The following is a 15,761-nucleotide window of genomic DNA, read 5'->3' as shown; positions in this document are numbered from 1 at the left end:
ATATAAGGGTAGAAGGATTCTGATAACTAATTTCACCTTCGTATTTATAAATATTTGCTGTTTAACACAATAAGTAATTAAAATAAAGAGCCTAAGATATGCAATATTTGTCTATTTCGGCTCTTTTTGCTTTTATAAAATACTGCCATAATCAGCATTTATTAATTACCAAAACATTTTGGCTGGGTTAATAAGTGAATAACGTTCATAAAGCTTCCATTGAAATTGACCTTTGTTATTAACCTAGTCTCCAGTTAAGTGTTTCACTTATATGAGCAATAATTGTGTCATCTTCCTTGGCGGTTACATCTGTTCAATCTCCTGTGGAAAACGGATTTCAAACATGGTTCGTATGACATTACTTTCAGCATGTATCTTTCCGTTATGCTGCTCTACAATGTTCTTCGCAATAAATAGACCTAAACCTGTACTATCCTTTTGATCCGTTCTTGCCTTGTCACCCGTATAAAACATATCGAACAGATGGGGCAGGTCTTCTTCTGGTATATAATCTCCATAATTAATGATCTGGACAACCACTTCTTCTGCTTCCATATAGCCATTCATATCGATAAATTGACCATCATCTCCATAATAAGTGGCATTGGTTAGAATATTTTCAAACACACGTGCTAACAAGTCGCCGTCACCTAAAATCAGTAAATCAGGCGAAATATTCATGCGAACGGTCAAATTACTTTTTTCAAAAATCGGAAATAATTCCTCGTTTAGCTGAAAAAGCAGCTCACTTATATTCACTTGTTTTTGTTCAATGGGTAACATCCCATAGTTCATTCTTGTTATTTCAAATAATTCATCAATAAGCTTTTCTAAACGCTGAGATTTGGTAAAGGCAATCGTTAAAAAATGTCTAACTTGTTCTTCCGTCAAATCATTTTCTTTCAGAATTAAATCCAAATATCCTAAAACAGAGGTCAGAGGTGTACGTAAATCATGTGCTAAATTGACGACTAACTGTTCCTTGCTGCTTTCCGAGAAATCTCCTCTTGCTATCGCTTCTTGTAACTTTTCACTCGTCTGATTAATATCCCTGGCAATCTGTTCAAATTCATCATTCGATTTCAGTTGAACGCGATAGGTGAAATCCCCCTGAGCAAGATAGCGAATACCAGTGGAAATCTCCTTGAAATACATTGAATAACGCTTTGTAAATAAATAAAAGAACAGGAAGGAAAGGGGGATAAAGATCAGTAAAAAGAAATTAATATCGCCGGTATCTTTCAAGATTTGCCGATAAAAAAATAGTGTTTCACCGAATTGGACGTATGTATGATAATAAAATTGGAGTCCCTTAAAGATTAAATAGGTGATGGTTCCTGATAGCAGCATACTTAAGCCAAATAATAGAACCATCATGGATCGAAAACTGCGTACAGCCTTACCCATTGAATGCATACCCGACGCCCCATACCGTTTTGATCCATGTGTTTTTTCGGGCATCTTCTTTCAATTTTTTACGTAACGTACGTATATGTACCATAACGGTATTTCCACTTTCATAATAGGCATCTCCCCAAACTTGCTGGAAGATATTTTCCGCACTGTATACTTTCTTTGGATGGCTGGACAGTAAATACAAAATATCAAATTCTTTAGGAGTTAACTCAATATTTTCGCCATATAACGTAACGGTACGCTGCTCAGGTGAAATAACTAAGCCGCCAAATTCTAGTAAAGAATGATGATCATTTTGGGGTTGATTTAGCTTCATAAAGCGTCTTAATTGCGCATTGACACGTGCAACCAATTCAATAGGGGTAAATGGTTTGGTCATATAATCATCTGCCCCTATCACGAGTCCCTGAACCTTATCGAAATCAGAAGTTTTGGCACTTACAAATATAATCGGCATATTATGCTGTTTTCGAATCAGGCTGGTGAGTTCGTATCCATCCATTCTAGGCATCATAATATCTAAGATAAGCAAATCAATAGGTTGGGACTGGATAACTTGCAGCGCTTCTTGACCATCAGATACTTTAATAACATGGTACCCCTCTTTCTCTACATGGATGGCAATCAGATCAGCAATCTCCTGTTCATCATCCGCTATTAAAATAGATATCGGTTTCATCTATTCTCCTCCTATTTTATCGATACATTCAGTGGATGATTATCCACATTGAATATCCTAACGAAAATTCCCCCAAAGACTCATCTAGCTGGAATGTTAAATAAATCGGTTCTACTATAGTATATTCTATTATTTCCTTGTCTTTTTCAAGAATATGGCCCGATTGCGATATATGATAATAAAAGATTTAATGAATGTATTTATGGGACAAAAAATGGATGTGTTATTTTGTAAAGGGTTTCGTTTTGAGGTGCATTTCTAATAATACGTGCCGAAATGAATGCTGTATTGGCATCATGATTGGTATATAAAAAAGTAAAACTCGCCGTAATTGGCGAGAAGACAAAAACCTTTTTTAAATATAATCTCACTTTACTTGTGATGCGTTTCATCATAATCTTTTAAATATGATATCTGCTCCCTTATCTCGGAATTAGCAAAAGTAAATAAGCAGAGAATTTCCGGTTAAATGCAGAATGGAGCATGTTTAGGGGTAAATAAGGGGAGCTTTTCCGCTTATGCACAGCAAAATCCCCCATTTTTGAATTCTTCGAGTCAATAGGCGGAATCTCTCCATCTATTTCAGCCCTTTTTAATAAAAGTTACCAATTAGGCGAAATTCTTCCGTTTATTTATCAGTTAGGGGGTCTTAACCTGATCCCCTAACTGATAAGTGCGGACCCTTTTGATCCTAGATAAGGAATCAGCATTGTTCCATCAACCAGCATAAAAAATCATCGGCACTGCTAATGACAGAAATTTTGACCATCTTTATTAATTATACAATACATATTGTCCATCATAATAATGATGTCAATTGCAATGTCAATGTTAATGATATTTCGTAGAAGCGTTGATAAATAAAGGAAAAGACGTATGCCAATTCATACGTCCATTCTTGTGTCATTTATTAAGAATTCACCCGAAAACGGAACTCTTTAGTTATTTTGGGGAACGTTTAATTCTTTATTGAACAAACGATGCAGGATACTTTAAGAACGATTATAATTGAATAATGAACTTAACTAGAGATGGTGCTGTTTCATAATTAGGGAGGTATATGGTGAAGTTTTTTATAAAGTTAAATACGATTAGTATCTTAAACGCTTTGGCGTTGTTTATAGCAATAGAACTCATAGTAAATGTATCGCATATTAGTAGGTTAACTGGCTGGAAATGGGATAATGTTTACTTAATAATTGCTGTTATTAATGTTATAGGACTCCTACTTTCGACCATTTTCTTCATTTACTTAACAAAAAAATGGACTCTAGGTAGAAAATACAGCTATTTGTCACTCCTTTTGTGGTTACCATATTTTATTCTTTGTTTCTCTTTTTTCCCTGTTGTTTTTCCTATTAATGCAGGAGTAACACTTTTCCCAAGATTTAGCCTTCTGATTTATGGGTCTGTCATTCTGTATCCTGTTTACCTATTATTTATTAACCTATATGCAACACCGCTACGTACAGATTATGAGGAATAAGGTGTAAATCATGAGGGTCACTTTTAGCACCTACTCATCCTGCTTATTGAACCAACTGGTGAGTTGATTTAAGAAGGATTAACGCTTATTTTATGAATTAACGCTTATTTTTGTGGAAATTCTTCAACAACAGTCAGTTTAGTGGAAGAATCGACCGTAGCTCTTATTAAACAATCGAGCCAGATTGTGGAATATTTTTATTTAAAAGAAGGATACATCCATTTTTAATAGAATGTAAGTATTTTAATTAGAGGAGGTTGATCTTGTTGGAGAGAAGAACTTTACTGGTGACTTCATTACCAGAGTATGAAGAAGAGATTGGAAGATGGCTATGGTGTCTAGAGGATGTTCGATGTACTCTTGTAACTGAATTAACTGGAATCAGCCAAAGCTTAATTGACAGAAGATTAGGCGAAAGACAATCAATTGGGACACTTTTGTATCACATAGCATTGATCGAGGCAGATTGGTTATATGTAGAAGTACTGGGAACTGATTGGGATCCTGAAATTAGCGCATTATTTCCTTTAGAACATCGAACTGACGGCAATTTAACTCACTTTGAGGGAGAAAGTATAGAGGAACATTTTTATCGCCTTAATAAGGTACGCGAAATATTTCTTTCTCACTTTCGTTTAATGGACTTAACCGATTGGCGTAAACCGAGAGTACTTGAACATTATGACGTCACACCTGAGTGGGGTGTTTACCATTTGATTGAACATGAATCGCATCATAGAGGTCAAATTTTTCAAATGCTTCGGGATTTACGAAATGATAAGTGCTAAAGGGAGGGAACTATAATCCATCTTGAATGAACGGAATGGCTTTAGATAATTATAAAATCAATCATTGATGTTTGAGAATCGTTTGCTTATATTCCCATTAATAGATAAATCAAGTGGTGTAGTTATTTCATTAAAGGGCGCACTTCTATAATTAAGAGGTTGCCCTTTTTGAATCTTGCCAGATTATTGAACAACAACTTCCAAAGCAAACTGGATATATATGTTAAAATATAGGTATGATTGTGAACAAGGGGAATAATAATTAAGGAAAGTACAACATCAATAAGATGAAGTAATAGGGCGATACATATTAGTCATGTCTAATATATATCGCCCTTTATTTTTAAGACTTTTTACAATTTAGGTCTTGATAAATTCTAATGCTGCACTTAAGTAAAAGCCAAGACCATCGGAAATCCGGTGGTCTTGGCATATCAATGTGTAGAGTTTCGAGGAATATTTTCTTCAAGTATTGTAACAGCAAGTTGAACAGACAGGCGTGATGTCTTAACGACGCCCTCCTTGGCAAGCTCGCTCATCACGCTACTGACTGCTTCGCGGCTAGCACCGATCATATTGGCAATCTCTTGATGGGAAAGCGGCAGATCGATCAACGCATATCCGTCTTGAATGACGCCGAATTTCGCGCTCAGTGTGGAAAGGAGATGGAGAACGCGTTTTCTAAGACCATGAAGCGCAAGCTGTTCCAATTGATCCTCCCGCTCTTTTAACCGTTCACTTAGTGCTTTAAGAAATTTGAGCGCGAGCTGAGGCCGATTGATCATCAGCCGTTCGAACTGAGGCTCGGACATGGTGCAAAGAAGCGACGATTCCATCGTTTCAATATAAACTCTCCTGGTTCCGAATGAGAAGGAATTAAACTCTCCGAATATATTTCCTCTTGTAAGAATACCAAGAGTGAACTGTTTTCCGTTGTCGTTCAGTTTATAGAGTCTAAGCTTGCCCTCCTTGACGAAATAGAGTCCCTCGCGCGCGGACTCCGGGGTTTGGATCACTGTGTTTTTTGTAATCCAATTGATATGATGGATGGTATCTAGCTTATCGATCTCTCTCATTTCTTCTTGCGACATTTCTTCAAAAATACTTATTTGCGATAAATACCAAAGCTTGTTCATCGGATATATCGTTCCTCCCAATCATCCGGTCTCTGACCTCTTGTTTCAATGGTCACATCTTGGCATTCCAGAGTAATATTTGGACTAACCGGCGACCGAAAAACGCTGTTCCACCTAAAACGAGAATCTTCAGCTATATTCTCCTTTCAAGTTTGTATCCTTATTTTATTAATTGAGCGAATTTCCTCCTGCCATCCAAGACAAAATAAAATTGACTGATAACTCAATGGTACTTGGTGGTTTAGTTTACAGGTTAACATGCTAACTGAATGGGCATCTGTAATCTACATTACATTGTTTTGCCGTTTTACACAATTTCAAATATAAAATGGAGAACTGTAAACTGCATTACAGTCCTTCGATTTTTTTAGAATTATAATCATGCTATTCAAATCAATTATTTATTGAATTGAATAAACGTATTAAGGAGGAAATAACATTGACACAAAGAATTGATTATTACCATGTAGCACCAGAAGCATTTGACATCATTGGGAAGTTGGATAAGTATACGGCAACTACAGGTATAGACCGTAAACTCCGTGAACTTATTAGACTTCGTGCTTCACAAATTAACGGCTGTCCACTTTGTATGTATATGCACACAACAGATGCCCTGAAAATGGGTGAAACAGAAGAAAGAATATATTGTATTAGTGCTTGGGAAGAGTGTGAATTTTACACAGAAGCAGAAAAAGTAGCTTTAGAATTGACAGAGCACGTAACATTAATCCCGACAAAACGTGTGCCAGATCAGCTTTATCAACGAGTGCGTAACCACTATGACGAAAAACAGTATGTTGACCTTGTTCTAATCATTAATCAAATTAACACTTGGAATAGAATGGCTATTGCAATGGGGCAAACAGCAATTGAAAAATAATAACTCATAAAAGGACCGTCGGGTGTGTATATAAAATGTACCCTATAGAGTAGACACTTTGAAAAAGGACTACTTTATAGGGTACATTTTTGTGTATTTTACTTAAAAAGAAAAAGACTATGCATGCCCTTCATGACGAAATAAAGTCCCTCCTGCGCGGACTCCAGGATTTGGACCACAGTATTTTTGGTGATCCAATTGAAATGATATTGTCCACCGTTGTTCACACTTTCAAAAATAAAATGGAGAACTGTAAACTACATTACATAACTTCGATTTTCTTAGAATTATAATCAAGCTATCATTCGATATTGGAGGTTTTAAAACGATGATCAACCAAAATTTATCCGAACAGCTGGAAGTAGCCGCACAACAGTTTAAGGCCAATTCACCGATTGAAGCGCAGTTCAAGATCGGTCAAATGATTGAGGAACTTCAGAAATCGGGGATCGCTTCCGGGAAGCAACCAGGCGAAAAGGCGGTGGACTTTAAATTAACAAACGCACTAGGCGGGGATGTAATTTTATTTGAAGAGCTTGCGAAAGGGCCGGTTGTGCTGGTCTTCTATCGCGGAGGATGGTGTCCTTTTTGCAATATGCAATTAAAGGCTTACCAGCAGATATTGCCGGAAATCCAAGCGATGGGGGCGCAGCTTATAGCGATTAGCCCGCAAAAGCCGGATCATTCGTTATCCCTTCAGGAAAAGGAAGGATTGAAATTTCAAGTCCTTAGCGATCCTTACGGCTTGGTAACGGCCAAGTACAATCTGCTCTTCGATGTTCCGTCGGGAGTAAGGGAAGTCATGGAAGGTATCGGACTGGATCTTGCAGAGTACAACAATATCTCGAAATGGGTTTTGCCGGTTCCAGCTACTTTCATGATTGATGAGAGCGCCAATATTCGCTCCTCCTATGTCAATCCGAATTTCATGCAGCGTCAAAGCCCGGAAGAAATTTTGTGGGAACTAAGAAAACTGTAACGCGCGTTGGCTCTCAAAAACCGTATAAGATAAATGGATCCGGAGGAAATCAGTGCTCAATTAAAGAAGCTTTGAAAAATGCATTAAAGGGTTCGCCCACAGTAGTCTAATTGATATCTTTATAATAATAGTAACTTAATTTCAAATAAATATATAAATTACTTTAGGAGGTCTTTTTGTGAATAAATTTAATTTAGGAGATAAAGTTCCTAACTTTGAACTCCCCTCTACGTCCGGTTTCCAATATGATTTCGAATCTTTTCGTCATGATAATAAAGGCTGGCACCTAGTCATCTATTTTAGAGGTTCTTGGTGCCCTGTATGTGTGGAAGATCTAAAAGAACTAGAGAAAAACAAAGGTTATTTTGAAAGCAAGGGTGTGTATTTTACAGTTGTTTCTACAGATAACCTTGATAATTTGAACCAAATGGTTGAAAATCATAATTTTACATTCCCTGTTCTGTTTGATCAGGATTTAAACTTTTTAAAAGCTTATGATGTCTTTTACCATAATGATAATGATCTCTATGAGGACCACGGTGCTCACGGCGAACCTGCATACTTCTTAACAGATGAAGAGGGCAGCTTGCTTTATCAACAAAAGCAAACAAGCCCATTTGGTCGCCCAACAGCAACAGAGCTCCGAAAAATTGTTCAATGGATCAAAAAGAAACTTAAAGCTTAACATTTAGGAGTTGCTTAAAAAGAGGCATGAATATGCCCCATCAACGGCTTACAAAAAAGGCAACATTCATTTTATCAGTGGCATTGTGGATGGCCAACAATCACACGCAGCGCCAATGCCACTGGCAAAGAATCCGGCATTGACGCTGTATGCAAACAAGGAGGGAGGAGAAAAATGATGGATGGCAGCATCTTTATATTTTTCCAACCCAGGCATTTTCTGAGTATCCACGTTTTTCCCAGTAGCCAATATGTTTATCTTTAATGAGTTCAATCCGGTTTAACCATTTAACGGATTTGTAAGCGTACATTTTCGGGACGATTAATCGAACAGGACCGCCATTTTGGTGATCAATCAATTTTCCATCTAACAACATTGCGACCATTATATCCTCCTCAATGGCTTGCTTTATGGTTAAGGTATCGGTGTATGCGCCGTCAGCTGAATAAAATTTTACATATTTTGCCTCTTTTTTAATACCTGCATTCTCAAGAAACTTCTTTAATGGGATACCTTCCCATGTGATATTATAAACACTCCAGCCTGTTACACAATGGAAATCACTTACTTGTACATCCCGCTGAAGTTGAACAAATTCACTCCAATGAAACTGTTTCTTCGTTTCAACTAGACCGTCAATCGTCAAATTCCAATTCTCATTGGTTAAATAAGGAGCTTCTGTAACGGTATAATACCGAAATTCCCCCTTCTTACCACCTCCAATAGGGGGGGAGGAATTGGGAGCGGGTTCGGGCAATGGTGTTAATTGATTACCACCTGTTATACCAGTTTTCACCTTTGCAGGGAGATACGACTTTAACCATTTGGTGAAGCCTGGTAAAAAGGTAATTGCGATTAGGCTCCCACTTAACACTTTTAGAAAGGTTCTTCTTTTATAAATGGGGTTCAGGTCATCCATGATGAAAGGCTTCTGTAAAATGTTTTCTGGTTGTTTTCCTTTCCCTATTCGATTAAACCATTTACTGCGGGTAATACTGTGATAGATAGCATATGGGACCCCCATCCATGTGGTGATATCATGGACGAACAATGACAAGGAACTAATATACGGGGGAAATTGTCTATGAAAGGTTAACAAAAAACCTGAAACAATCAATAGCAGTAAGATGGTAAAAATTCGATAGAGATTGCGGCGATTCTTTTCCTTTTTTTGAAGGGTCCTAAGATGCTTCTTCATCTTAGGAAGATAAAATAGTAATGGTAGACAAAGAATGACTCCTAGCCAAATATGAAGATCCCTAATCCATACTCTGACGGATGGAAAAATGGAACGAAAGGAAGATGAAAAAAGGATCAAACCTGTTACACTTAATACTAGAAATAAAATGGCATTAGAATAATGTAGTCGAATCAGTCTTTTGCCGAAATTCAACTTCCTTTGAAAAAAAAGTCTATAATTCATCCCTAACACCAACCTAACATTTAATAATGGGGATCGTGACAGTAAACGTACTCCCTTTTTCAATCTCACTTGTCACATGAATAGTGCCGTCATGACTTTCCACAATCGTTTTTGCTATGGCTAACCCCAGGCCAGCCCCTCCAAACTGTTGATTACGTGACTTTTCCACACGATAGGTCCTTTCAAAAATATGTGGAAGCTCAACACTAGAGATTCCCTCACCATAATCACAAATGGAAATTTCAAGCATTTGATCCGAAGGTAGGCACACTTTGATCATAATAGTTCCATTTACTTCAGAAAACCTGATGGCATTATCTAAAAGATTAAAGAGTAATTTTTGAAAATAGGAAACATCTACATAAATGGTAGGGATCTGTTTAGGAAGGTCAGTAATTATTTCTAAGTTCTTTTTTTCTAAATGGATTTGCTCGTGCTGTAGTACGGAAAGCAATAATTCATCAACATGGATTCGTTCTTTCTTAAGCTTAATGGCTCCTGAATCTAACAGAGAAAGCTGAAAGAGCTGTTTAATAAGCTGGTCCATTCTTTCCGTCTCCAGTAAAATGGTTTTTAAATAACGTTGGAAGGTTTCTTCGTCCTCAACCACTCCATCCTCAATTGCAGTTACGAAGGCCTTGATAGATGACATCGGCGTTCGCAGGTCATGAGATATATTAGCCACTAATTGTCTTCGAGATGCCTCTGACTTTTTAATTTGAAGAAATGCCTCATCCAACTGTGTATTCATAATATTAAAGTGTCTCGTAAGTTCTTTTATCTCTGTTGGTCCTTCTTCAGGAAGAGATCCGGCAAATTTTCTTTTCGCAATTTGTTGCGACTGCATCGTGAGTAACTGAATAGAGCTTTCAATTGGTTTCGTAAATAAGTAATGGATAAAGCTCGAGAGGATCGATGAAAAAATCGTAATGAGCGATAACCACATGATCACCTTATTAGGTAAAACCATATACAAATAACTAATGAACAAGAATGTAAACATGATAAGGACACTAACACTATTAGCAATGAGAAAAATCCACTTGATCCTCATTAGCCTTCACATGGCATAAATTTATAGCCAATACCCCAAACGGTTAGAATAAATTTAGGCGAGGAAGGATTTTCTTCCACTTTCTCTCGTAATCTTCTGATATGAACGGTAACAGTGGTAGTATCACCGTCAAATTCTGTTTGCCAGACCTGGTAAAGAAGCTGCGTGCGCGAAAATACCTGCTTGGGGTGTGAAGCAAGCAGGTAAAGCAAATCAAATTCTTTCATCGTTAAATCGATTTGGCTTTGATTCAAAAAAACTTCCCGATTGACCACGTTTATCGTGAAAGGAGCGGTTGTAATCAGGGAAGATTGATCCCGATCGGTTACGTGGGAATTGTTTCGGTATTCCAATAGGCGACAAATGCTATTGACTCTCAGGACTAGTTCTCTTGGATTAAAAGGCTTGGTTATATAATCATTTGCTCCAATGGTCAGACCAACCAAACGATCATATTCCTCACCTTTAGCTGTTAAGAAAATAATTGGAATATCATCACTTTCTCGAATGGCCTCACAGACTTTCCAGCCATCCATAACAGGCATCATTAAATCTAAAATGATAAGTGTAAAATCAACATTTTCCCATAATTCAATGGCTTCTTTCCCGTTCTTTGCGGTCCAAACAAGGAAGCCCTCGCGCTCCAAATACCGCTTACAAACATCCAAAATCGAAGGCTCATCATCCACAAGTAAAATTCGCTTTTCCAAATGAGACTCACCCCTTTAAACCATTTTCCTTCATTTTATCATGCTGAGGGGGAAAGTAATAAGCTATCCTATTTCGTCTCCATTTTCTCCTTGCTCTTCATTTCTTTACTCGAATCCATCCCCTTGTCGGAATCCATCATTTCGTCCTTGTCCATGGCATCTTTGTTGCTCATTTCCTCTTTCTGATCCATCATTTCCCCTTTGTCCTTGCTATTATTGTTATCCATGTCTTCCTTCATTTCACTTTGATTCATTTCACCTGATTTTGAATCACCCATATCTCCATTTCCACACGCCGCTAGAAATAACAATCCTACCGTAGCCATCGTCATACCTAATACTTTTATATTTTTCATGTTGTTCTCTCCTTTGTTTTTTTTGATATGTCTAATCATAAAAAACACATCTTACATGGAGCATAACAAAATATTAAATAAGTCTTACAAATTTCATTGATTAAAAATATCTAACCCACACGGATTCCCGCACATGCTTGCTACATTTTTCAAATAAACAATCTAAGAAATTTGACAAATGTCTACAATATATTTAGGGGATATTATACTAAACTAATAATTCATTCTGGATATGTTTCTTTGGTATGAAACTATTACTACTGTCAGGGCCGAAGCCCATGGACAGTTACGTTCTACCCTGGCTACTGATATAATAAGACCAAAATAAATAAGGTCAACCAGAAATATTTAGCATACTGGCCAACCTTATAATATGAACGAGCAGGTTAACTAGGGATTAATTGTTGATGTGCTTACACACCTCGCTACTATAGATAAGAATCCGATTGTGAAAGAAGTAATCCTATTACCCACAAACTATTTTATAGACTCCAGAAGACTATTGATGGAGCGATTTAGTTCATTTATGTTAGCACTTTCTACAGTCGCATCTTTAAGGTTATATTTCTTTTTTAGTTGAATAATTCTTTCTATACCTTCATTTACTCTTTGTACTGAAATTTCCCCATTTTGAACGGCAGTTTTTAGAGAGGAAACAATTTTCACAACATTATTATAGTCATGCCCTACTAAAATAATATCGCTTCCTGCCTTTACTGATTCCACCGCTGCTTTGCCAATATCAAAATGTTCGGTAATGGCCCCCATTGTCATATCGTCCGTTATGATGACTCCCGTGAAACCAAGTTGTTTTCTAAGAAGATCCGTCATGACAGCTTTTGACATGGACGCTGGATTAGTTTGATCTAATTGAGGCAATAAGATATGGGCAACCATCACAACATCAGCTCCACGATCAATCGCACGTTCAAAAGGAATTAACTCTAGTTTCTTAAGCTCTTCAAGACTCTTATTTACAATTGGGAGCTCCAGATGGGAATCAACCGACGTATCTCCGTGACCGGGAAAATGCTTAACGGTAGAGATGATGTTTTGCGATTGAATTCCTTTCATCGTTTGAATCCCAAGTTCACTTACTACTTCCGGATTATCTCCAAAGGATCGATCACCGATTACGGGGTTATTGGGATTGCTGTTAATATCAAGAACAGGAGCAAAATCGAGATTTAAACCAAATTCATTTACTTCCTGACCTAAAAGTGTTCCAACTTTATAAGAAAACTGAGGACTATTTACCTTTCCAATCTGTGTATTTGGAGGAAAGTTTACAAGACCACCTGGCAATCTTGTTACTCTTCCTCCCTCTTGGTCAGTGCCTAAAAAAAGCGGTAGATTCGAACTATTTCCCTTTTTCAGTTGGTTTATAAGCTGAACGGTTTGTGCAGGAGTTTCTAAATTATTTTTGTAAAAAATAATTCCTCCGACATGGTATTGGCTTAGTAACTTTTTTGTGTTTGTATCCATCGTGGTTCCGGAAATTCCAGCAAGAATCATTTGGCCAATTTTATCTTCTAAGCTCATTTTAGAAATGGCTTCTGAAATAGTTTGATTTTCTTGTTGAATGGGTGCCTTTTCCAGCTGCGTTAAGAGTGAGATATGGTCAACTTTAGGATTTGGCTCCTGCTCTGTTTTTATTGGTAAAACCCACAATAAATCAGCAGAAGTAGTTGCATGATAGACAAGTATCATTTGGTTATGAGTTGAATCTTTATAGTATCGAATGGCATCGGGTTCTCCACCATATTTCTTAATTTCATTTAAAGAAATATTTTGTAGTTCTGAATCATAAGATCGGATATCAATCACAGTATTATTGGTATAGCCGATTGAAGCGTGATGACTTTCGTACTCCTCATACCTGCCTTTAGCAGTCTCCGAAATTTGGTCTGATTTTCCCCACTCTTGATTTACTTCCTTCCATTCTGTTTTGCCGGAAATGAAGGAAATGTTCGGAACCTTACCATCCTTAGACAAGGCAAACGTTTCTTTTACCAATCTCTTAAGACTTGAGGTCTGATCCTTGTTCGAATCCACTATATTCTTATCGGGAGGATTAGTTATAATGGGGCGATCTTTCACTGGCGTTTGTTCGCTATGATTTGCTTTTATTGCATAATAAGCTCCAATGATTAAGGCCAACAGTAGAAGTAGAATTGTCAAAACAAGTAATTTATTCCGAGAATTCCTTTGTCTTTTCATTTCCAGTTCCCCTTTCTAACCTAGTCTTTATCATAAAAAAGGATGAAACCATTATGATTTCATCCTCTATTTAAGCGTCAATTATAAAGTTTGCACCTTATAACGAAACTCGTTTTCAATAGTCAATCCTTTTTTGTTTCATATTTTATCACCATTGTCTTCCCGGATCGTTTGACATATTATTAAAGGTCCCCTTAGGGTAAAGTACGGAATAGTGGTCCATTACCGGGTTCTGATGGCTATTCGAAGGCTGAGGAAATACTAACAAGATCTTGTATTCCGAACTTGCAATATATCCTATAATTTCCTCACCATTACTCTTTACATCATATGCCGGAGTTCCATATACTTTCTTCACCATAGAAAGTGATAATTCATTTAATTTCTTATCAAAGGATCTCGCCTCAAAAATACGCTCCCCTTTGTTGAAACCAAATACCACATTGTGTTTCGAAAATACAGCATAATTCCCTTTAGCACTAGGCACCCAATCAACCTTATCCGGCTCTCCTAGCTTTTTCTCTGCGTCTTCTATAACAGTAGTTTTAACAGGAAACTCCGAATTTATGATTTTCCCTTGCTTTGCCAATTGCATGATAGTAGAGAGAAGCTGTCGCTGAATACCCTCATTAGATGATGAAGCAGCGGAATTGTCATTCGATGCTGGGGCATGGCTTGTATTGTCTTGTCCTGCATTGCTTTGTGATGCTTGGCTTGTATTATCTTGTTTTACATTGCTTTGTGATGCTTGGCTTGTATTATCTTGCTCTGCATTGCTTTGTGATGCTTGGCTTGTATTGTCTTGTTCTGAATTGCTTTGTGATGATTCATCTTGAGTTGTTTTATCCACTGATGAAGTAGAAGTATTTGTGCTGCTGTTATTATTTGGGCTAACCTCTGAACTTTCTTGTTTAATGGTGCTTGAGCAACCTACCATAATTGTAAGAAATACAGCTAAAGCGGCACATAATGCCGAACTTTTTTTAAATCCTGTAATCATAATAATTCGCCTCTTATTGTATTTACTTGCATATCCTAATGTCCCAGTAATGGTCTTTTTTTCAGAGAATAATCTAAGCATGTTGATCATAGTCTGACCGTATTTTTTGACTTCTTCTGTCTTTAAAGTTTGGAGGACAGCCGCATCACAAGCGATTTCGCAATCTTGTTTTACCTGGTTAAGTGAAAACCAGATTAAGGGATTGAACCAATGTATGGCTTTAACAAACATAAGCAAGGTGTTTACCGCTAAATCCTGGTTCTTAATATGAGTTAATTCATGGCTGAACACAAACCTAAACTCTTCCGGGGTTAATTTGTCTATAAGGTCCTCTGGAATTAAAATTTTAGGACGTATCATCCCGTAAACTGCAGGTGATTTCGAGAAATTGCTATAAATAATTTTTACCTTCGAATTTATGTTAAGCCTTGATTTTTCTGCTTCAAGAATTTCAATTACGTCTTCTTTATGACAGATTGAACACTTTTTCAATTTAGCTATCATCAAAATATTTACGCATAGCATATACAGTAAAGCTGATGAAACACCTATTATCCACAGTATTGCTGCCGTATCATAATTAAAAATAGCTCCTTTAATACCTGGGTCAGCTAATGCCTTGCTGTCTTCTTTAGACGGTGCATTTTCGGTTTTAATCGTACTGGTTGATAGTATGTTAGGAATATATTGCTCTGCTATAAGATGAGTATCAAGGTTCTTCTGCTCATTTGGAATAAAATTCAGCAAGCTTATATGACTTTGAATGCCTATTGGCAGTATTAGCCTAAGGACAAGCATAATCCATATATAATAATGAAGCCTTGCGCTAAGCCTTTGTCTAAAAATAGCCTTAATAGCAAGTATTCCTAAAGCTAAAATACTACCCATAAGTGACAGTAATAAGACTTCTTTAAATACTGCAGATAAAACCATGCATCAATACCTG

General features: G+C 37.1%; 13 protein-coding genes. 4 read left to right on the top strand and 9 right to left on the bottom strand.

The features are described 5' to 3' along the window. Positions 1-303 precede the first annotated feature (303 nt). Both G6554_RS19660 and vanR read right to left on the bottom strand, forming a co-directional pair. The gene (locus G6554_RS19660) at positions 304-1,407 is read right to left on the bottom strand and encodes a sensor histidine kinase (protein WP_166244958.1); all 1,104 of its coding nucleotides are present in this window, start codon (positions 1,405-1,407) and stop codon (positions 304-306) included. Continuing rightward, complete coding sequence (gene vanR / locus G6554_RS19655; RefSeq protein WP_166244946.1) at positions 1,400-2,095, bottom strand: vancomycin resistance response regulator transcription factor, VanR-F/VanR-M family; 696 nt, start codon at positions 2,093-2,095, stop codon at positions 1,400-1,402. Before vanR ends, G6554_RS19660 begins: the two co-directional genes overlap by 8 nt. A 1,752-nt stretch (positions 2,096-3,847) precedes the next feature. Here vanR and G6554_RS19650 point away from each other — a divergent pair. Continuing rightward, positions 3,848-4,369 carry a DinB family protein gene (locus tag G6554_RS19650; RefSeq protein WP_166244944.1) on the top strand — a complete coding sequence of 174 codons (522 nt, stop codon included), beginning with the start codon at positions 3,848-3,850 and terminating at the stop codon, positions 4,367-4,369. Positions 4,370-4,803: 434 nt separating this feature from the next. Here the strand turns inward: G6554_RS19650 and G6554_RS19645 are convergent, their stop codons facing one another. After that, positions 4,804-5,505 carry a Crp/Fnr family transcriptional regulator gene (locus tag G6554_RS19645; RefSeq protein ID WP_166244942.1) on the bottom strand — a complete coding sequence of 234 codons (702 nt, stop codon included), beginning with the start codon at positions 5,503-5,505 and terminating at the stop codon, positions 4,804-4,806. Positions 5,506-5,944: 439 nt separating this feature from the next. Here G6554_RS19645 and G6554_RS19640 point away from each other — a divergent pair, with 439 nt between their 5' ends. From G6554_RS19640 to G6554_RS19630, 3 genes are all read left to right on the top strand, one after another. Further along, positions 5,945-6,388, top strand: coding sequence for a carboxymuconolactone decarboxylase family protein (locus tag G6554_RS19640; protein WP_166244940.1), 444 nt, complete (start codon positions 5,945-5,947; stop codon positions 6,386-6,388). A gap of 328 nt (positions 6,389-6,716) precedes the next feature. Beyond that, on the top strand, positions 6,717-7,367 hold the full coding sequence (locus G6554_RS19635) for a peroxiredoxin-like family protein (RefSeq protein ID WP_166244939.1): 651 nt from the start codon (positions 6,717-6,719) through the stop codon (positions 7,365-7,367). Positions 7,368-7,545: 178 nt separating this feature from the next. Further along, positions 7,546-8,052: a redoxin domain-containing protein gene (locus G6554_RS19630; RefSeq protein WP_166244937.1), complete on the top strand. Its 507-nt coding sequence runs from the start codon at positions 7,546-7,548 to the stop codon at positions 8,050-8,052. A gap of 193 nt (positions 8,053-8,245) precedes the next feature. On the opposite strand, the gene G6554_RS19625 is transcribed toward G6554_RS19630, so the two are convergent. The 6 genes from G6554_RS19625 to G6554_RS19600 form a co-directional block, all read right to left on the bottom strand. After that, positions 8,246-9,475, bottom strand: coding sequence for a molybdopterin-dependent oxidoreductase (locus G6554_RS19625; RefSeq protein ID WP_166244935.1), 1,230 nt, complete (start codon positions 9,473-9,475; stop codon positions 8,246-8,248). A gap of 13 nt (positions 9,476-9,488) precedes the next feature. After that, positions 9,489-10,529 carry a sensor histidine kinase gene (locus G6554_RS19620; RefSeq protein ID WP_166244933.1) on the bottom strand — a complete coding sequence of 347 codons (1,041 nt, stop codon included), beginning with the start codon at positions 10,527-10,529 and terminating at the stop codon, positions 9,489-9,491. After that, entirely contained in the window at positions 10,529-11,239 is a 711-nt protein-coding gene (locus G6554_RS19615; RefSeq protein WP_166244931.1) for a response regulator transcription factor, read from the bottom strand. The genes G6554_RS19620 and G6554_RS19615 overlap by 1 nt, the downstream gene beginning before the upstream one ends. A 68-nt stretch (positions 11,240-11,307) precedes the next feature. Next, positions 11,308-11,595: a hypothetical protein gene (locus tag G6554_RS19610; protein WP_166244929.1), complete on the bottom strand. Its 288-nt coding sequence runs from the start codon at positions 11,593-11,595 to the stop codon at positions 11,308-11,310. Positions 11,596-12,072: 477 nt separating this feature from the next. Then, positions 12,073-13,815, bottom strand: coding sequence for a beta-N-acetylhexosaminidase (gene nagZ, locus G6554_RS19605; protein ID WP_166244927.1), 1,743 nt, complete (start codon positions 13,813-13,815; stop codon positions 12,073-12,075). A 148-nt stretch (positions 13,816-13,963) separates the two neighbouring features. Beyond that, positions 13,964-15,748 (bottom strand): M56 family metallopeptidase, encoded by a 1,785-nt coding sequence (locus G6554_RS19600; RefSeq protein ID WP_166244925.1) that lies wholly within the window; start codon positions 15,746-15,748, stop codon positions 13,964-13,966. Positions 15,749-15,761 lie beyond the last annotated feature (13 nt).

This window comes from Bacillus sp. MM2020_4 (assembly GCF_011250555.1).
Taxonomy (GTDB): Bacteria; Bacillota; Bacilli; order Bacillales; family Cytobacillaceae; genus Neobacillus.
Note: the sequence above shows the minus strand (reverse complement) of the source record. Positions and strands in the feature narration are given on the sequence as shown.